Source organism: Nocardia sichangensis (assembly GCF_047200615.1).
Taxonomy (GTDB): Bacteria; Actinomycetota; Actinomycetes; order Mycobacteriales; family Mycobacteriaceae; genus Nocardia; species Nocardia sichangensis.
In genome coordinates, this window is sequence record NZ_JBJZOK010000016.1 from 74,082 (window position 1) to 91,298 (window position 17,217).

Annotated in this window: 19 protein-coding genes; 8 read left to right on the forward strand and 11 right to left on the reverse strand. The window is 67.7% G+C overall.

Features of this window, described 5'->3' with window-relative positions; all coding sequences use genetic code 11:
* Positions 1-21 precede the first annotated feature (21 nt).
* Together ACL03I_RS22285 and ACL03I_RS22290 are read right to left on the reverse strand one after the other, a co-directional pair.
* On the reverse strand, positions 22-1,593 hold the full coding sequence (locus ACL03I_RS22285) for a TerD family protein (RefSeq protein ID WP_412806877.1): 1,572 nt from the start codon (positions 1,591-1,593) through the stop codon (positions 22-24).
* A 28-nt stretch (positions 1,594-1,621) separates the two neighbouring features.
* Positions 1,622-3,043, reverse strand: coding sequence for a TerD family protein (locus ACL03I_RS22290; protein ID WP_412806878.1), 1,422 nt, complete (start codon positions 3,041-3,043; stop codon positions 1,622-1,624).
* Between the two features lie 181 nt (positions 3,044-3,224).
* On the opposite strand from ACL03I_RS22290, the gene ACL03I_RS22295 reads away from it, so the two are divergent.
* The 5 genes from ACL03I_RS22295 (at position 3,225) to ACL03I_RS22315 (ending at position 7,906) form a co-directional block, all read left to right on the forward strand.
* On the forward strand, positions 3,225-3,848 hold the full coding sequence (locus ACL03I_RS22295) for an AIM24 family protein (protein WP_355072071.1): 624 nt from the start codon (positions 3,225-3,227) through the stop codon (positions 3,846-3,848).
* A gap of 6 nt (positions 3,849-3,854) precedes the next feature.
* Entirely contained in the window at positions 3,855-4,550 is a 696-nt protein-coding gene (locus ACL03I_RS22300; protein WP_355071173.1) for an AIM24 family protein, read from the forward strand.
* A 2-nt stretch (positions 4,551-4,552) separates the two neighbouring features.
* The gene (locus ACL03I_RS22305; RefSeq protein WP_412806879.1) at positions 4,553-5,317 is read left to right on the forward strand and encodes an AIM24 family protein; all 765 of its coding nucleotides are present in this window, start codon (positions 4,553-4,555) and stop codon (positions 5,315-5,317) included.
* Positions 5,318-5,420: 103 nt separating this feature from the next.
* The gene (locus tag ACL03I_RS22310) at positions 5,421-6,923 is read left to right on the forward strand and encodes an NHL repeat-containing protein (protein WP_355071171.1); all 1,503 of its coding nucleotides are present in this window, start codon (positions 5,421-5,423) and stop codon (positions 6,921-6,923) included.
* Positions 6,924-7,060: 137 nt separating this feature from the next.
* Entirely contained in the window at positions 7,061-7,906 is an 846-nt protein-coding gene (locus tag ACL03I_RS22315; RefSeq protein WP_412806880.1) for a hypothetical protein, read from the forward strand.
* 3 nt (positions 7,907-7,909) lie between these two features.
* Here the strand turns inward: ACL03I_RS22315 and ACL03I_RS22320 are convergent, their stop codons facing one another.
* Positions 7,910-8,707 carry an MBL fold metallo-hydrolase gene (locus tag ACL03I_RS22320; RefSeq protein ID WP_355071168.1) on the reverse strand — a complete coding sequence of 266 codons (798 nt, stop codon included), beginning with the start codon at positions 8,705-8,707 and terminating at the stop codon, positions 7,910-7,912.
* Between the two features lie 47 nt (positions 8,708-8,754).
* Here ACL03I_RS22320 and ACL03I_RS22325 point away from each other — a divergent pair, with 47 nt between their 5' ends.
* Complete coding sequence (locus ACL03I_RS22325) at positions 8,755-9,153, forward strand: MerR family transcriptional regulator (RefSeq protein WP_355071166.1); 399 nt, start codon at positions 8,755-8,757, stop codon at positions 9,151-9,153.
* Between the two features lie 40 nt (positions 9,154-9,193).
* Here ACL03I_RS22325 and ACL03I_RS22330 read toward each other — a convergent pair whose 3' ends face one another.
* Genes ACL03I_RS22330 through ACL03I_RS22340 form a run of 3 tightly spaced genes read right to left on the reverse strand, consistent with a single transcriptional unit; the run spans position 9,194 to position 9,698 of the window.
* On the reverse strand, positions 9,194-9,349 hold the full coding sequence (locus ACL03I_RS22330) for a hypothetical protein (protein WP_412806881.1): 156 nt from the start codon (positions 9,347-9,349) through the stop codon (positions 9,194-9,196).
* A 2-nt stretch (positions 9,350-9,351) separates the two neighbouring features.
* Positions 9,352-9,534 carry a hypothetical protein gene (locus tag ACL03I_RS22335; protein ID WP_379249478.1) on the reverse strand — a complete coding sequence of 61 codons (183 nt, stop codon included), beginning with the start codon at positions 9,532-9,534 and terminating at the stop codon, positions 9,352-9,354.
* Positions 9,531-9,698 (reverse strand): hypothetical protein, encoded by a 168-nt coding sequence (locus ACL03I_RS22340; RefSeq protein ID WP_355071163.1) that lies wholly within the window; start codon positions 9,696-9,698, stop codon positions 9,531-9,533. Before ACL03I_RS22340 ends, ACL03I_RS22335 begins: the two co-directional genes overlap by 4 nt.
* Before the next feature lie 205 nt (positions 9,699-9,903).
* Here ACL03I_RS22340 and ACL03I_RS22345 point away from each other — a divergent pair, with 205 nt between their 5' ends.
* Entirely contained in the window at positions 9,904-10,692 is a 789-nt protein-coding gene (locus tag ACL03I_RS22345; RefSeq protein WP_412806882.1) for a hypothetical protein, read from the forward strand.
* The gene (locus ACL03I_RS22350) at positions 10,689-11,258 is read left to right on the forward strand and encodes a class IV adenylate cyclase (RefSeq protein ID WP_412806883.1); all 570 of its coding nucleotides are present in this window, start codon (positions 10,689-10,691) and stop codon (positions 11,256-11,258) included. Before ACL03I_RS22345 ends, ACL03I_RS22350 begins: the two co-directional genes overlap by 4 nt.
* Here ACL03I_RS22350 and ACL03I_RS22355 read toward each other — a convergent pair.
* The 5 genes from ACL03I_RS22355 to ACL03I_RS22375 are packed head-to-tail and all read right to left on the reverse strand — an operon-like array spanning position 11,230 to position 17,116.
* Positions 11,230-12,018 carry an HAD family hydrolase gene (locus ACL03I_RS22355; RefSeq protein ID WP_355072068.1) on the reverse strand — a complete coding sequence of 263 codons (789 nt, stop codon included), beginning with the start codon at positions 12,016-12,018 and terminating at the stop codon, positions 11,230-11,232. The genes ACL03I_RS22350 and ACL03I_RS22355 overlap by 29 nt on opposite strands.
* 59 nt (positions 12,019-12,077) lie before the next feature.
* Positions 12,078-13,217, reverse strand: a complete 1,140-nt coding sequence (locus tag ACL03I_RS22360; protein ID WP_355071157.1) for a cysteine protease StiP family protein — start codon at positions 13,215-13,217, stop codon at positions 12,078-12,080.
* Positions 13,214-14,674: a phosphoribosyltransferase family protein gene (locus ACL03I_RS22365; RefSeq protein ID WP_412806884.1), complete on the reverse strand. Its 1,461-nt coding sequence runs from the start codon at positions 14,672-14,674 to the stop codon at positions 13,214-13,216. The genes ACL03I_RS22360 and ACL03I_RS22365 overlap by 4 nt, the downstream gene beginning before the upstream one ends.
* Positions 14,671-15,885 carry an HpcH/HpaI aldolase/citrate lyase family protein gene (locus tag ACL03I_RS22370; protein WP_355071153.1) on the reverse strand — a complete coding sequence of 405 codons (1,215 nt, stop codon included), beginning with the start codon at positions 15,883-15,885 and terminating at the stop codon, positions 14,671-14,673. Before ACL03I_RS22370 ends, ACL03I_RS22365 begins: the two co-directional genes overlap by 4 nt.
* A 13-nt stretch (positions 15,886-15,898) precedes the next feature.
* On the reverse strand, positions 15,899-17,116 hold the full coding sequence (locus ACL03I_RS22375; protein WP_412806885.1) for a hypothetical protein: 1,218 nt from the start codon (positions 17,114-17,116) through the stop codon (positions 15,899-15,901).
* Positions 17,117-17,217 lie beyond the last annotated feature (101 nt).

Below are 17,217 nucleotides of genomic sequence, written 5' to 3' on the forward strand. Positions count from 1 at the left end.
CCCGGTCGCCGGTTCAGGCGCTCACCTCGTACGCAGGAAGCGCGCCTGCCGTTCCGGCTCGTGCGGCAACAGATCCAGATCGAGTTGCCAAGCGCTGCCGGTCCATGGATCGAACAGCGGCGTGCCGCCGATCGTCGGCAGGTGGCGGCACGACTGCGACAGCATCGCCACGGTGGTGTCGGCCGAATCGGATTCGTTCGCGCCCACGATCACGATGGACAGTCCGATCAGCTCGCCGCGCGTGATCAACGCGCCGATGCGCTGTGCGTCCGAACTCTGGTAGCCGTGCGGAAAGTCCGCGGCCAGCAGGACCCGGTGCTCGCTGGGCGGCGTGAAAGCACCGCTCGTATAAGCCAATTCCGCCAGTTCGGCCGCGTCCACCAGCGCTTGCAGCCGCGCCGAGATGTCGGCGTGGTCGGTGATCGGCGGTCCGTTCAGCACGGGAGCGAGCAGGCCGGTGAAGCCGCCGAACGCATCGGTGAGGTCGATGATGTCGACCAGCGTTCGCCGTTGCGGCGCCGTGGCGAGCAACCGCGCCAGCAGTGCGCCCACGACCGGCGCGACCGCACGGGTCGACTCGGCATCGATCCACAGCGGCCGATTCAGCGGCACCGGAACACAGTACGGAATACGCAGCGACCCCCGGTCGAGCGCGTACAACTCACCGAGCCGGATACCGTCGCTCGGCGCGGACGGCTTGTCCCAAGCGGGTGAGTCCCAGGACGCGAGGGCAGGCGGCAGCACCCGGTCGGCCGCGGCGAGTTCGCCCATCAGCTGTTCGGCATCCCGCTGGTGGTTGCGCTCGGCGGTGTCGACTAGTTCGTCGTGCCGTTGCTGCGCGGCGCTGCGCGCCTGCTCGGCCGCCGGAGTGTTCCTGGTCGCGGGATCGGAGACGGCGAGCGACAGCTCGTGATCCAACCGCTTGGCCGCGTACTCTCGCGCCGATACCAGCGCGGCGGCCGACCGCGCCGCGTCCTCGAACACCATCCACAGCCGTTCCAGGCCGTGACCGACTTCCAGCGGCGCACCGGCGGCGGCGATCTGCGCGTCACCCGCCAGTGGACCGGACATGGTGTGCGTACCGGGTTGGTCGGCCTGCTCCGGGGCCGCACCGTCGACCTCGACGCCGTGCGCGGTGAGCAGCACGGCGAGGCCGCCCGCGTAACCCTGGCCCACCGCCCGCAGTTTCCAGGCCGGACCGCGCCGGTACACCTCCAGGCAGATCAGCGCCGTCTCACCGGACGACGGGGTGATCGCGAATTCGGCGGTCGCGCTGTCGTTCTCGGACAGGGTGGCGGTGACCGGCCCGAGCCCGCCCGCCCGCGCGGGGGCGGCCGGATCGGCGCTGACCACCAGTAGTACGGCCTTCGCGTCCGCGCGCACCTCGGTGAGCGTGATCGTGACCCCGTCGGCCGCCAAGGCGACCCCTGCCGTGGCGGGCTGGTTGTAGAAGACGAAATCGTCGCTGGAGAACACCTTCAGGTTCTCCGCCACCACCAGCGCGGAAACATCGAGGGCAGCCTCGGCTTTCGCACTGAAACGAACGACCTCACCGGTCAACGGGATGTTCTGACCGGCCTGCAGTTGAATCACCTTGTCCGCCCTGCTGTCCCGCCGCCGATCAACCGTTGACGAGGAAGCGGCCGAGCTGCGGCACCGCCTCACCCGGATGCTTGGCCTGGAAGCCTTCGCCGAGCGCCTGCAGTTTCCAGTCGTTGCCCACCCGGTACAGCTTGGCCATCGCCATCGCGGTGAACGGCATGCCGCCCGCGAGGGTGTATCTGGCCAGCTCGCCGTTGTTCGTCCCGTCGACCAAGCGGCAGAACGCGTTCTGCACCTGCTCGAAGGTGTGGCCCTTGTAGGAGGTCACGATGAACAGCAGCGTGTTGACGTGCGCGGGGACGCGGGTCAGGTCGACCAGGATCACCTCGTCGTCGCCCTCGCCCTCACCGGTGAGGTTGTCGCCCTGGTGGCGGATGGAGCCGTCTTTGGAAGTCAACTGTCCGTAGTACGCGACGTCCACCGGGTTCATGTCGGCGAACATGATGACCGACGCGTCGAGGTCGATGTCGACCGTGCGGTTGCCGAACATGCCGCGGCTGCGCACCGGATCCCAGCCGAGACCCATCTTCACGAAGGTCAGCGCGGCGCCTTCCTTGCGCAGCGTGACGCGCTGCCCCTTGACCAGGCTGACCGGGCGGTCCTTGCTGAGGCTGACCTCGGCGGGCTGCTGCGGCTGCGGCGGCTGGCCGGGCGGCGGGTAGCCGGGCCCGGGGCCGGGCGGCGGCGGGTAACCCGGACCGGGCGGCGGATAACCAGGGGCACCCTGCGGTGGCTGGCCGGGGCCGGGCGGCGAGTAGCCAGGTCCGGGCGGCGGATAACCACCGGTCGGCGCGTACTGCGGCGCCTGCTGCTGGGTGGGGTACGCCGGGGTGGTCGGCGGCGGGTAGTTCGGCTGCTGCTGGACGGGCGGCTGCTGAACCGGCTGCTGCGGAGGCGGCGGCGGGGCCTGGGGAGCCTGAGCGGGCTGGGCGGGAGCATCGTCGACCGTCACACCGTGATCGGTGACCAGCGCGGCGAAACCGCCCGCGTAGCCCTGTCCGACCGCACGCACCTTCCACGCACCCTGGCGGCGGTACAGCTCGAGCGCGATCACGATCGACTCGGTGTTCAGCCCGTCGATCCGATAGGCGTACAACTGATTTCCGGCCGCATCCGACACGATCGCGGTCGGGGCGGGGAACCTACCGAAATTACTGTTCGCGTCGTCGAGCGTGATCACAGCGCGAATCTGATCGATGTCGGCGGGCACCGCGTTCAGCGACACAGCCAGCGACGCGGGCTGGCCCGCGGGCGCAGGCTGCAGATTGACCCCGGGGCCGCTCGGCTGGTTGAAGAAGACGAAATCCGCATCGGAACGGACCTTGCCCCGCTCGGTGACCAGTAGCGCCGACAAATCCGCCGGCGCCGTGAGCTGGACGGATATCACCACGTCGTTGGTGGCCAGCGGACCGTTCTGGCCCTTGGCGAGAGTTGCGGACAAGTTCGACCCTTCGCTTGTCGGTGCGTTCGCCTGACACTCTACGAGAAACGCGCTGCGCGGCGCTGGAATCGAACGGCCGTGCTGCCCCGACACCCACGGAAGCATCGGTTAGGGTGACGGCACGTAGATGGAATACGGCGACTCCACCGTGTTCCCGATCGAGACAGCAGGCAAACATTCCATGGCGCAACTGTTCGAGCAGTCGAAGAAGGTGATCGAGGCCCACCTGGCCGGCACCAGTCTCCGCGCGATCTCCGGTTCGATGATCGCCTACGAGGGAAACGTGCAGTTCAAGGCGGCCGGCTTCGGCGGTGGCGACGGCGTGCTCGCCGGGCTGAAGCGCCGAGCCACCGGTGAGAAGCTCTCGCTGATGGAGTGCGCCGGTCACGGACGAGTGTTCTTCGCGGTCAACGGCCAGCACGTCACCGTCGTCGACTTGAACAACGAGACGCTGCAAGTGGAGTCGCAACAACTGCTCGCGTTCGCCGGGAACCTCCGCACCGACGTGCGTTTCGCCGGTTTGCGCGGTGCGTCGACCGGACAGGGCCTGTTCACCACGACCGTCTCCGGCCAGGGCCAGGTCGCGCTGCTCTCGGCCGGCGGTCCGCTCATCCACCTGGAGGTCTCGCCGCAGTACCCGCTGATCGTCGATCCGGACGCGTTCGTCGCGGCGCGCGGAAACCTCAACCAGTCCTTCGTCACCGACGTGTCCTGGCGCAGTTTCGTCGGTCAGGACGCGGGCGAGGCGTTCTCGCTGCGCTGGGACGGCCACGGCGTGGTGTTGATCCAACCGGCGGAACGGTAGAGACGGATGTTCGAGAAGATCAACGGCAAAGTCGTCAAGGTCAACGTCGGAATGGCGGGGGGCGTGGTCGCCCGCAACGGCGCGATGCTGTTCTACACCGGCGATGTTTCCTTTGCCCCCCACCAGGTTCCGGGGGCGCAAGGGATGGGCGGCATGGGCGGGCTGATGGGGCTCGCGGGCCGCGCGATGGCGGGTGAGCACGAGCGCACCATGCTCGCGCAGGGCAATGGCGAGGTCCATTACGGATTCGCCGGCCTGGAGGTGCACGTGGTGCACATGCAGCCGGGTGCGACGTTGCGCGTCGAGGCTTCGCGACTGCTCGCCAACACCGCCGGATTGCAGAGTTCGGTGGTCTCCGTGATGAGTTCGGGTGGCGGAGGCGGTGGCGGCCTGATGGGCGCGCTGCGTGGCGCCGCCTCGGGGGCGTTGACCGGACAGGGCCTGTTCACCACCCAGTTGTCCGGGCAGGGCGCCGCGGTGCTGCTCGCGCACGGCGGATTCCTGGAATTGCAAGTAGGCGGGCCGAATCCGATCGTGGTCGATCCGCAAGCCTTCGTCGCCGCCTACGGCAATGTGCAGACCGAGCTCAAAGCGGCGCTGAGCTGGCGAGACGCCGTCGGGCGCGGTTCCGGCGAGGCGATGCAGTTGCATTGCGTCGGGCAGGGCGTCGTCTACGTGCAGGCCTCCGAAGAGAAGTTGTGAGCATGTCCCAGATCCTCAACCCCATGAACCTCGGTGAGAGCGACAACATCCCGGGAAACAGCTACGCCTACTGCATCGACCTGAACAAGCCGTGGTTCATGCGCAAGGGCGCGATGATCGCCTACTACGGCGACATCCGGTTCCAGTCGCTCAGCCACGGGTTGCAGGGCGGACTGCTGCACATGGTGTCGCAGCAGTTCTCGGCGCCGCTGTTCACCGGCGACTACGTCGTCGCGGAGGGGCACGGCAAGCTGATCATCGGCGACCGTGGCTACGACATCAACTCCTACGATCTCGAGGACAACGGCAACCTGACCATCCGGGCGGCGAACCTGCTGGCCTTCGAGCCGGGCCTGTCGCTCAACCAGTCCATCGTGCCCGGGTTCCTCACGTTGATCGGCACCGGCAAGTTCCTCGCCTCGTCCAACGGGCCGGTGATGTTCGCCGAGCCACCGCTGCGCGTCGACCCCGAGTCGCTGGTCGGCTGGGCGGATTGCCCTTCTCCGAGCCACCACTACGACGAACGCTGGATCTCGGGTTTCCTGGCCGCCGGTGCGGCACGATTCGGCGTGAACTCCGGTGAGGAGCGCCAGTTCGATTTCACCGGCGCGGGGACCGTGCTGATCCAGTCCAGCGAGAAGGTGCTCAGCGACTCCGTGCTGGTGCGCACCATCGAGGGACAGATCCAGAGCGGCATCACCGTCGGCGGCCTGCAACGACTGCAAGGACTCATCGCCCAGCAACTGGCCGGGCACCAGCAGTACTGAAACGCGGCGCGACGCGAATCGGGTACCCGACGGTCGCGGCCGTGCCCGCGTAATCACTCGCGTGGGGGATTCGCGGCCCGCCGGACCCGGATACCGTTCATTCGTGTTTCACATCCTCCCCTCCCAGGTTCTGCGCGCGACGCTGCCTGCGGCAATCCTTGCCGCGGTAGTCGCGGTGCCCGCCGCCGCGACGCCGATCCCTTCGGTGCCCGCCGTGCCGGAACCGGCGCGATTCGTCGGTGCCGCCGCGAGCGGCGAACCGGTCACCGGCATCCCACCGGTCCCGCAGAACCCACATCTCGCGCCGAACGGAAACTCGGGAGTCCACAACGACGGGTGGATGAGCGATACCTACCGCCGCCCCGGTCCGCTCGGCCGGTCACCGCGGACCGATTCCCTGCTGCTCGGCAGCGAGTGCGGTTCGGTGGCGTTCGACCGCGCCGGACGCATCGTCAGCACCTGCCTGGGGCTGCAACCGGGCCTTTACCTCATCGACCCGACGACAATGAGCGTCCTCGGCAAACATCCACTGCCGGGCAAGAATCCCCTCGATACGCTGCGGCCCGGCGCTTTCAACAATTTCGGCGGCGGCGGGTACTTCTACCTCGATGACGAAGACCGCGCCGTGGTGGGCACCAGCACCGGACACATTCAAGTGTTCGCCGAGAACCCCGCCGCCGACGGGTTCTCGCTGGTACGCGACTACGACCTGACCGGCGTGCTACACCCCGAGGAGACGCTGAACTCCGCACTGCCGGACTCGAACGGCCTGATCTGGTTCGTGGCCAAGACGAACGGCGTGGTCGGCACACTGGATCCGGATACCGGAGCGGCGCAGGTGGTTCGGCTCGGAGACGGTACGGAGAATCAGATCGAGAACTCGTTCGCGGTCGGTGCGGCCGGTGAGGTCTACATCGCCACCAACCGGCGGCTCCTGCGTTTCGACGCCGGTCCCGACGGCGCGCCCCGGATCACCTGGCAAACCACCTACGCCAACAGCAACCAGCGCAAGCCGGGCCAAGTGGACGACGGAACCGGCACCACGCCCACCGTCCTGCCCGACGGCTATGTCGCCATCACCGACAATGCCGATCCGATGAACGTCGTCGTCTACCGCACCGCGCCCTCGGTCGCCGAACGGCAGGTGTGCGCGGTGCCGGTGTTCGAGCCGGGCCACAGCGCCACCGAGAACTCGCTGATCGGCGCGGGACGCTCACTCATCGTCGAGAACAACTACGGCTACGGACACCCCGACGCGGTCGCCTCCGGTAAGACCACCGCCGCGGGCTTCGCCCGTGTCGACATCGACGCCGACGGCAACGGCTGCCATCTGACCTGGACCAACGCGGTCGAAGCCGCGCCGTCGGTGGTACCGAAGCTGTCCCTGGCCACCGGGTTGATCTACACCTACACGAAGGGCACCGATCCGAGCGATCCCTGGTACTGGACGGCCCTCGACTACCGCACCGGCGCGACCGTGTGGAAACAGCTGTCCGGCACCGGCCTCGGCTTCAACAACAATTACGCCGGAATCGCCCTCGGCCCCGACGGAGCGGCCTACCTCGGCACACTCGGCGGACTGGTGTCGATGCGCGACAGCGGGTGAGCCGGGGCGCGCGAACCGCGTCGGAGCAGAACAGACTCGTGGGCGTATCACCTACGGAGAGCGAAGGATTCGCGACAGGTCGGTGAACTCGTCTCGATGTTCCCCAGGGCCGGTGACGGTCGGCGGAGAATCGAAAGATGGCTGACTTGGCGCTTTCGCCGCAGCGCCGCACGGCGCTGACGAACCTCGTCCAAGACGAATCCACCTTCGCGACAGCGTATCCGCGGGTCGCGGACTACTGGTCCACCGCGGGCCGGTTGCCCGGCACCGGTGACGACATCACCGACGCCACGTTCGACCTACACCTACTGCACTACATGACCGGCGGTGCCAGCACGAATCCGTACTGGGACATCGTCGCCGCCGCGGTATCGCCCGGACCGAGGGAGCGCGCGAACCGCGCCGAGGTGAACGGCGGCAACCCGAAAGGCAGTGCGCGGCTGGCGTATGCGCAGATCGTGCTGCAAGCCGCGTACGCGTACGCGATCCCCGCACCTGCCACACTGCGCTGGGTAGCGGACGTCGCGCAGGGCAGGCCGGTGCTGGAAGTCGGCTCCGGGCGCGGTTACTGGGCGCATCAGCTCACCCGAATCGGCGTGCCCATCAGCGCTTTCGACTCCCACCCGCCGGACCGGGCGACCAACACGGCCTTCCCCGCCGCGCCGGGGCAGGCCGCGACCTGGCATCCCACCGCCACGCCGCCGTCTTCCACGGCCGATCTGGTCGCCGGGCACGCCGAACACGCGCTGTTCCTCTGCTGGCCGCCCGGCTGGGAGAACCCGATGGCCTCCAGCACCCTCGCCGCCTACCAGGAGGCGGGCGGCTCGTCGCTGATCTACATCGGCGAAGCACGCGGCGGGCGGACGGCCGACAGCGCGTTCTTCGACCTGCTCGAAGCCGGATGGACCTTGCTCGACCAGGACCCGGGCTATATCTCGTGGTGGAATCTCGGCGACCGGGCACAGTGCTGGCAGCGCCGGTAGGGGTCAGCTCGCGCGCTGGAACTCCCACGGGTCGTGCGCGCTGATCAGGGTGACCTCGTCGCCGTGATCGCGGTGTAGCTCGCGCAGCCGAGCCTGGGTGCCCAGCCGCAAGTCGTGGTGGACCTCGGAACCGGTCTGCACGACGTCGAGCACCGGGTGCGGCTGCGGAGCCGGATCGAGTTCGCGGTGGTAGTAGTACGCGTCGCCGCAGTGCAGCAACCAACTGTCGCCGTGGCGAACGGCGACCCCGGTGTGGCCCGCGGTGTGCCCGCCCAGCGGGATCAGCTGGAAGTCGTCGGGCAGGTCCTTCGGTTGGATCGCGTTGAAACCGAACCATTTTCCGGTCGGTTCCGACGGGTAGGCCACCCAGTTCGGATCGTGCGCCCAGTGCGCGGAGCGATAGCGGAAGCTCGGCGCTTCGGCCTGCGCCGCTGCCAGTTCGGCGGCGAGGACGTGGACCTGTGCGTGCGGGAAGTCGGGCAATCCCCCGCAGTGGTCCACGTCGAGGTGGGTGAGGATGATGTGCCGGACGTCGGCGGGCTCGTAGCCGAGCCGTTCGACGTGCCGGATCGCGGTTTCGTCTTCGGAAAGGATGGGCTGGGCCATCGCCACCCAGTCCGCGCCGAGGGTGCCCGCCGGGTCGCGCACGTCGTCCAGTCCGATGCCCGTCTCGATCAGGACCAGGCCGTCGGACGCGGTCTCGACCAGCAGGCAGTGGTTCACGGCATGCGCGGGCGCGGGTCCGTCGTAGGTGGCTTCGATCTGCCGAACCGATCCGCAATTGAGGTGATGGATTGTCATGTGAGCTAGTCTGTGACTTGAAGCGCGGTTCAAGTCAAGGAGACGAGATGGCCGACCTGCTCGATATCGCCGAGGTCGGCGAACAAACCGGCCTCGCCCCCTCCGCCCTGCGTTTCTACGAGAAACGCGGACTCATCGCCCCGACCGGCCGCAACGGCCTGCGCCGCACCTACCACCCCGACGTCCTGAGCCGCCTGGCCCTCATCCTCTGCGCACGCGGCGCCGGTTTCACCCTCACCGAAATCGCCCGCTTCCTCCGCGCCTCCCCCTCCGACGCCGAACTACGCGCCCGCATGGCCGAAAAAGCCCGGCAACTCGACGACGACATAACCCGCCTCATCCGCATGCGCGACAGCCTCCGCCACGCCGCCACCTGCACCCACGACCCGTTGGTCGAATGCCCGGACTTCAAATCCACCTTCGAGCCGACCTCCAGCGCTGTGTAACTAAACAGATCCATCCCGATCGGCCGATGGGCGGGCACGCCTATTCGCTGGTCGAGTCGATCGGGAATGCCTTCCCGTCGATGACTACGAAAGTTTCGCTGGCGAATCCGTACTCATCCACGACCGACCACGTCCCATCGGCGTGCTCCATCCAGGCGGCGGGACCGCCTTGTTCGTCACTTCCCTGCCTGCCCACCGCTAATCCTCCGACGATCCGAAGATGTAGGCCGAGGCGGACAGGTATTGCTTACAGCCGGGGCCGTGGCCGCAGTGGACATTCGCAACGAAGCGCGCTTGCTCCAAGGATCGGAAGGAACCATCGACCGCGCAGTTTCGGTGCATCCTGCGCCACTGCTCGGTGTCGGCGAGCGAGATGCTCATCGATCCGTCTCCTGCTCGACGCGGTGGATGATGTCGTACGCATCGACCGATTCATCGGTTTCGTTCTCGCGATCGATGAGCCACGGCAGCACGAACCAAACAATCCACAGCCCGAACAGGACTGCGACGACAACGACACTCGTAGTAATGATATCGGCGGGCATACACACAACCTCTCGACAGACTCGATAGTTGCCGCCAACTCGCCATAACTGCAGCCAGAGCGGCGATTACGGAGAGATTCTGGCTTTGGCGATGCCCTTCGCTCGATAACGCAACGGGTATCTCATTGTGAGATATAAGCTCGGCGCAATGGAGACCAAGTACGGGGGAATCGAGGTCCCTGCGGCGGTCTGGCACAAGCCCGAAGTGGGCGCGCTCCTGCGGCGACGCGATGTGTCGGCGCTACTCCGCTCAGTTCAGCGGTACACCGGAGCAAGCCAAGCACGCATCGCAGCGGCAGTAGGGCTGGGCCAGGGCCGAGTCAACGAGATCATCAACAGCAGAAGAACTGTCACCCGCTTCGACGTGTTCGAGCGGATCGCGGATGGCATCTCGATGCCGGACCACGCACGTGTCTTGTTCGGCCTCGCTCCGCGTCACGCGCATACGCTCACCGGCCACGCCGAGATTGCGCAAGCATTCACCGTGCAGTCGGAGGCCGACGCCGAGCTACGCCGACAAGCGCTGATCGCAGAGCGAATCGACCTGTTGGCTGTACGCGGTCTGGGGCTGCTCGCACTCAACGAGTCGTTGCTGCGTGGCACACTGCTGCAACGGACCGACAGCGTCGCTGTTCGAGCTCTCCTCTTGGATCCGGATTCGAAGGCCACAGGTATCCGCGCAGCGGAAATCGGCGAATCGAGACAGTCCTTCGCTGCGGGCATCAAGCTCGCCCTGGCACGGATAACCGAGTTTCACGAGCATCCCTTTGTCGGACTGCAAGTCGCTGTCTACGACTCGCTGCCGACCTGGCGGATGCTGGTTTTCGACCAGACTTTGTATCTGTCTGCTTTCGGCGCGTCCGCCGAAGGACATCGCTCAGGGATGTACAAACTCACGGCGGCTGCCAACGGAGTCCTGCATGCCGGATTCCTACGGCAGTTCGAGCAGATGTGGCTGCAAGCCCGTCCGATCGCGAGAGGATCGATCACATGATCGAGGCGGAACTCAAGGCTCGGGTCCGTGACGTCGAGTCCGTGCATGCTGCGTTGGCGGCACGGAGCGCAGGTCAACGCTCGAAGTACAAGGACACCTACTACGACCTCGCGGACGAGCGATTGTCTTCGGAGGGCCGCGAGCTGCGGCTGCGGACGATCACTACGGACAACGGACGGCGATCTTTGCTGACCTACAAGGAACCCGCGGTCGACACGGCGAGTGGATCGAAGCCGGAATTCGAAACCGAGGTGGCCGACCCCTCGGTGATCGACTCTGTGCTACGCGGTCTCGGCCTGAAAGACCTGGTCTGCTTCGAAAAGCACTGCATCAATTATCGATTCGCATCCGGAGGGCGCGAGTTGCTGGCCACGCTGGTGACCGTCCCCGAATTGGACGGCACGTTCATCGAGCTGGAAACCATCGTGCCCGAAGCGGAGCTGGCGGAAGCGCTGGAAATCGTGCGTACCACGTTTCGTCGACTCGGAATCCAGGACGGCGATCTCACCACCGAGCAGTACACCGATGCCGTCCTGGCTACTCGGAAGGCGTCGGAGCAGCCTTGATGAACCAGTTGATGATCTCCTCGCCCGCGAGGATGCCGGTGGCTCGGGTGACGGTGAGGTTGGGGTGGGTCCAGTTGAGTTGTTCGAGTTCGCCGTGGCGGGGGCGGATGGCGGAGTCGGCGGCGCGCAGCATTTCGGCGTCGAGGGCGCCGTCGCCCGCGGCGAGGGTGCGCGCCTCGTCGGCGAGTTCCCGGTTTTCCCAGAGGCGCTTGCGCACCTCGGCGACCGCGCGGCTCTTGCAGACCGCGACCGGCATGGTGTAGATCTTGCGGCCCTGCTGGGAGGCCGACCAGCCGCGCGGACGGCACCAGTCGTCCCACTCGGCGAGGAATCCCTCGGGGACGGCTTTGGGCTTGACCACCAGATAGCAGAACAGGTGGTCGGCCACACGGAACTTGGTGACCCAGGAGTCGTCGATGCGGGTGTGCAATTCCTTGCTCACCTCGGACAGGGTGGCCCCACCCGCACGGACCTTGGCGTCGATGTCGATGCGCCAGCTCAGATCGGGCACGCCATCCACCAGGATGTTCCCGCCGTTGCTCGTGATCGCGTAGCGCCACGGCGCTCCGGGCAGCCGGATGCGGTCGAACTGTTTGATGGTGCGGGTGGTGGTGGGAACGACGGCGGCGGGTTCGGTCAGGGTCTGCATCCGCAGCGCCGCGGTGGTGGTCATGAACGAAAGCGGCGCCCCTTCCAGATGCTCCACGCAGACCGTCGGCACGTCGGCGGTGGTGCTGAAGGCGTTACGCGAGTAGATCATCGTCCGGTCCAGGTCGGTCGCGATCAGCGCCCGTCTTCGATGGGTTGCCGGGGATAGGTTCACTGCTGCACGTCCTTGATCAATCCCATACACGAATATGCCAGGTCGGCGACGATTTCGACCGGGACACCCCGGGCCGAGGCGAGCATCCGGATGTGCGCGTGCTCCGGCGCGTCCGCCTCGCGCACCAGCACCCGCCACGGCACCCGCCGCAGCAGCACCCGCGTGGTCTCGCCGACACCGGGCTTCACGAAATTCACGCTGGTGATGCCGTACCGCTCCCGCACCTGCTCCACCGATGCCCAGCCGGTCCAGGTGGGCGTCCGGTCGCTCGCGCGGATCGCGGCCACCTCGGCGGGCACCCGATCGCGGATCGCGTCGAAGGCGCCGCTCACGGTGTCCAGCAGGCGCCCGGACACGTCGTCACCGGCCAGTTCGCGGTAGAACTTGGCGCCGTGGAAATCGCCGGGTCCGATCAGCGTGTCGTTCAGAACCGTGCGCGAAACGAGGCCGGAGACAGTCGAATTCAGGCAGGCCGAGGCGATCAGGAAGTCGTCGCGGGTGCCGTAGGTGCGCACGCAGTGCCCTGGATCGGCCAGCACCGCCAATTCGTCGTCGAACCGCGGGCCACCGGCGGCGTGGTAGGCGTCCAGCGCTTCGGTCAGTTCGCGGGTGATCGCGCCTTTGCCGGTCCATCCGTCCACGAACACGACCGAGGACGGATCGTGCTGCTCGGCCAGATAGTCCAGCGCCACCGCGTCGATGCCGCGATCCCGCACGATCGACACCGCGTAGTGCGGCACCTCCAGGCTCGGACGCCGCGAACGCAGCCACCGGCGCATGAGAATGCCGACCGGCGTGCCCGCGCGGGCCAGCGACACCAGGACGACGTCCTCGCCACGTTCGGCGACGACCAGCTCCGACACGGTCGCCACGGCCAGCGCGAGCCGTTCGGCGCTGGCCGCGAGCACCTCGTCGAACAGCGCGCGGTACGACGCGTCGGGCTGATATTCGATCGGCAGCGACTCCGCGTAGTGCGCCTTCCCGGCCTGGATCCGCCGTTCCCGCTCGGCGATGTCGGCCTCCAGGTCGACTTCCGACAGATCCTTCAGCAGCCAGGAAACTTCCTCGGCCGCGTAGGAGCCGAATTCCGGTCCGTGCAACGGGATGGGTAGCGCGCCCACCCTGGTACCGGTCATATCCGGCTCCCGTTCGACTCCACGCGTTCGGCGTACAGCCGCCGCGGATCCGCCTCCGGCAGCACCGCGAGCAGCACGTCGGCCCCGGAAGCGGTCAGTACATCGATCAGCCCGTGTTCGGCCGTCAGCTCCGCGGTGTCGGCAGGCGAGTCGACCACGACGACGAGCACCGGATCGGCGGCCGGGCCGTCGCCCTCCGCGCCGCTGTCCACACCGTCGTCGGTGATCGTCACGGCGGCATCGCGCTCCGACGGGGCGGCGACCAGCCCCGCCAGATCGGCCTCGAACAGGTCGAGCGAGGTCGCGGGCCACTGCGCGTTGTAGAGATAGCGCGGCGCGGCATCGCCCGGCTCGGGTGCGGTGAAGCGAAACCCTCGCCGCAACGGATATCCCGGCTCATCCAGCACGTACGCGGGCGATCGCGTGGTGGTCTGGAAGCGGGTGGGCGTGCCCGACTCGGCGAGCAGCGCCGCCAATCGCAGGGGCAGGTACATCAGCTCCTCGTGTCCGAGCACGATGACGGGCCTGCCCGCGAAGTCCGCGTCGAGCCGGGCGGTCAAAGCCTGGCCTGCTTCCAGCAGCGCCGCCTCGAACGCGCCGATGTCGGAAGCGAGTACGCCGTGCCTGCCACCCTCTGGAACCGCGGTCGGCCAGGGGAGTTCGACGCGCCCGAACGAACCGAGATGCGCGGCGGTCGGGTTGAGCCGCGGTTCGGGAAGGGCGCCGACCGCCTCGACCAGCCCGTCGGGCAGCGACGCGCGACCGATGGCGAGACAGACCGTGTCGATCCGGGCACCGAGTTCGGCCGCGGCCGCGTCGAATCGGGCGCGATCGGCCTCGGTGCGCAGATCGACCAGTGACGCGAGCACGTAGTGCGCACGGGGCGCGAAGGCGTGCAGCGCGCGCACCGCATCGATCGCCGTCGCGCCGGTGGAAATCTCGTCATCGACGAGTACCAGCGGCAGATCGTTGACGAAGATGTCGGCAGGCGCCGGTTGCAGCAGGTGGGAAGTGGCGTGCGAGTGCCCTTCCTCGAAACCGGCGAGCGTCGACGCGTGCGGCACCGCGCGCCGGGTCGAATGCAGATAGCAGCTCGCGCCGATTCGCGCGGCCACACAATGACCGAGACCCGTTGCGGTCTCGGCGAATCCGAGCACGACGGCATCGCGCTCACCGAGCACCGCGCGGACCAGATCGCCCAGCTGATCGCCCGCACCGAGCACCACCCGCGGATCGGTCGGCAGATGCTTGCCCAGCACGGTGGAAACCAGCAGGTGCGCCCGGCGCCGATTGTTGTGGCGCACACCCGGCTGCACCAGGGCCGTGATCGGCAAACGCGCCGTGCGCAGCCGGTCCGAGCCGAGTTCGCGCACCGGATCGTGATGCAGGTATATACCGAGTACTTTTGTCGCCCAGAATGTTTCGTTGTCGCCGAAATCGGTCGCGGTTCGGCTCATACGGTGACCAACGCCGTCAGCAGATCCACGAACGACACTCCCTTGTTCGCCACGCCGAACACCCGCGCGCGCAACAAGGTCTGTCGCGCCCAACTGCGATGCGGCCGCATCTCGTTCATCTTGTTCCGGTAGCCGGAGGCCGCCACGCCGCCGACGTCGTCGCGCAGGATGTCCAGCGCGTCCGAGTACTCCTCGTGTGTCACCACCGACAACGCGTGCACGGCCGCCACGTGGGACGGGTGGATCACCGTCTTGCCCTGGATGCCGTTGGCCCGGTCCAACGTGATCTCCCGCAGCAAACCGTCCAGATCCCGGCTGACCAGGTACTGCCGGAACGGCACCGCGTCGGACTCCTCGAACGGCGCCGTCCGCAACAGCGGCCGGAACATCCGTTCGTGATCGGCGAAGTACTCCCACACCGGCCCCGTGATGACGAAACCGGTTCCGTCCGCGCGCCCCAGGTAGTTCACGATGTCGGCGATGACGTCGGCGACCACGCGCACGTCGTAGATGGTCAGGTCGCGGTCGCGCCGGATGCCGAAGGTCGAGCACATGTCGGTCGCGCCGACCCGCACCGCGAGCACCCGGTCCCGGTGCGCGGCCAGCAGCGCCGCGATCTGGGTGAGTTCGTAATCGCGGGTCTCCCGATGCACCAGCCCCGCCGACTCCAGCACCGGCATCCCGTACAGCGGCCGGCCCAGCCGCTGGGCCGCCACGTTCAGCGCGTTGAGGTACTTCGGCCCGGTGACGCTGTCGAACTTCGGGAACACGAACCCGGTCAGCACCTTGGCGCCCGGTCCGAGTTGCTCGATGAGCTCGGTGATCGTGTCCGCGTCGCGCACCCGAACGAACAACAGCGGGTTGGCGTCGTGGCTGCCCGCGAGCAGATCCAGCGCGTCGACGGTCTGCCGCTTGGCGTACTCCACCTCGTGATCGGCCACCGCGTCCTCGAGGTCGATCACCATCGAACACACGCCGTGGCCGGCCCGCCTGCCGATCGTCAGCGCGAGATCGGGCCTGGTCGCGGGCGCGTACAGCGTCGCACCGAGACCGATCGCGAGCAGCTCGCGGTCGGTGTTGTCGTCGCCGAACGGTTCGGGCTGCCGGTGGAAAAGACGCCTCGCCTCCGGTCCGGGCAACTGCCGGAAGTGGCGCAGCGGCATTCGCTTCCGCAGGGAAACCTCCTGCTGGACGGCGATGCCTGCGGTCATCGTTGCCCCATTCTCATTCTCGTCGTGGTCCTGCTTGTCTTCTCATTCGATCCACTACCCCGGCTATGAATTCGGTGACGGCATCCAGTTCCGCCACATAGGCCCAGTAGTCGGGGTGACGCCCCGACAGTGTTTCGCTGATTCGGTCGATTCGTGCCGCTTGCGCGTCGAGGACCGAGCCCCATTCGGCGACCAGCCCGCGGCTCACCGCGAGCATCTGCGCGTCCCGCAGCCGGAATCGTACGGCCTTGGCCTGTTCGTGCGGGTCGGACCGAATCGCACGCAGCAGGCTGAGCCGCTTGGTGACGGCGTCGACTCGCTGCTCGGCCTCGGCGAGGAACCCGCGCGCGGATGTGGTCAGATCAAGTGCAAACTCCGGATTGTTCTCTACCGCCGCCGCACGCGCCCTGCCGAGGGCCGCGTCCGCGGCCTCGATGGCTCGCTGACTTTCCCGCTCATTGTTAGCCAGATCGGCCGAACTCGCAGCATTGAACTCGCGCAGCAGCGCCGAGAACGCCTGCGGAACGCCTTCGGCCCTGGTCCGGACGGCGGCAAGCCGGGTTGTCACGGACGATATCGCGTTGTTCGCGGCCGCCGCCCGAGATGGTGCTTGCGCCAACGCATCCGCCAGCTCGTTGGTGACCGCCTGCAGATGGTTCGCGGCCTCCCGCACGGTGCCCGCGGACCCGCCGGAGCCCGCCGCCTCCAGTGTGACCAGCGCCTCATCGACCGCGGCGGCGTGCCTGCGCACCGACGGATAGTCCGCGAACTCCGATTCGGCGGCCCGCCCGCGCACACCGGCCGCGGCGACCTTGACCTGCTGGGCCAACTGCGGCACCGCGCCGAGCACCGCCACCGACTCCTCCAGCTTGCCCTGGTCGCCGCGATAGAACTCGTCGACCGCGCGCGCCGCGTCGGCCAGTTGCCGTGCCGCCGCGTCGACGCGCTGCCGGCCCTGCGGCACCGGCGGGCCGCCCTGCTGCGCGGCCTCCAGCTCGGCGCTCAGCGTCAGATACACCTCCGCGGCGCCATAGCATCTGTGCCGCAACGGTTCCCAGCGCGCGCCCGTGCGCCGCTCGGGGAAGATCTGATCGGCGGCGTGCACCGCGGCCTCGGCCGCGCTCTGGCGCCGATCCATGTCGAGGAAAGCCGTCGCCAGCGTCGTGCGGGCATGCTCGATCCACTCGTCGTTCTCCGACGAACGAAACCATCCACGCCTCCGGCCTGCCACGCCCCGATGGTAGGAGATCTTCCTGTTCGCCGGGGGTTACGCGGGTTCCTACGAAAGTTCGCGGAAACCTACTACTGTCGATGGCGTCCCCGGCGATCCGG

Excerpts from the sequence above, each read along its gene's own strand:
- ACL03I_RS22370 (WP_355071153.1), bottom strand. The coding sequence starts at position 15,885 with ATGACCGCAGGCATCGCCGTCCAGCAGGAGGTTTCCCTGCGGAAGCGA.
- ACL03I_RS22355 (WP_355072068.1), bottom strand. The coding sequence starts at position 12,018 with ATGATCTACTCGCGTAACGCCTTCAGCACCACCGCCGACGTGCCGACG.
- ACL03I_RS22340 (WP_355071163.1), bottom strand. The coding sequence starts at position 9,698 with ATGCCCGCCGATATCATTACTACGAGTGTCGTTGTCGTCGCAGTCCTG.
- ACL03I_RS22335 (WP_379249478.1), bottom strand. The coding sequence starts at position 9,534 with ATGAGCATCTCGCTCGCCGACACCGAGCAGTGGCGCAGGATGCACCGA.
- ACL03I_RS22360 (WP_355071157.1), bottom strand. The coding sequence starts at position 13,217 with ATGACCGGTACCAGGGTGGGCGCGCTACCCATCCCGTTGCACGGACCG.
- ACL03I_RS22295 (WP_355072071.1), top strand. The coding sequence starts at position 3,225 with ATGGCGCAACTGTTCGAGCAGTCGAAGAAGGTGATCGAGGCCCACCTG.
- ACL03I_RS22365 (WP_412806884.1), bottom strand. The coding sequence starts at position 14,674 with ATGAGCCGAACCGCGACCGATTTCGGCGACAACGAAACATTCTGGGCG.
- ACL03I_RS22320 (WP_355071168.1), bottom strand. The coding sequence starts at position 8,707 with ATGACAATCCATCACCTCAATTGCGGATCGGTTCGGCAGATCGAAGCC.
- ACL03I_RS22305 (WP_412806879.1), top strand. The coding sequence starts at position 4,553 with ATGTCCCAGATCCTCAACCCCATGAACCTCGGTGAGAGCGACAACATC.
- ACL03I_RS22300 (WP_355071173.1), top strand. The coding sequence starts at position 3,855 with ATGTTCGAGAAGATCAACGGCAAAGTCGTCAAGGTCAACGTCGGAATG.
- ACL03I_RS22350 (WP_412806883.1), top strand. The coding sequence starts at position 10,689 with ATGATCGAGGCGGAACTCAAGGCTCGGGTCCGTGACGTCGAGTCCGTG.
- ACL03I_RS22325 (WP_355071166.1), top strand. The coding sequence starts at position 8,755 with ATGGCCGACCTGCTCGATATCGCCGAGGTCGGCGAACAAACCGGCCTC.
- ACL03I_RS22315 (WP_412806880.1), top strand. The coding sequence starts at position 7,061 with ATGGCTGACTTGGCGCTTTCGCCGCAGCGCCGCACGGCGCTGACGAAC.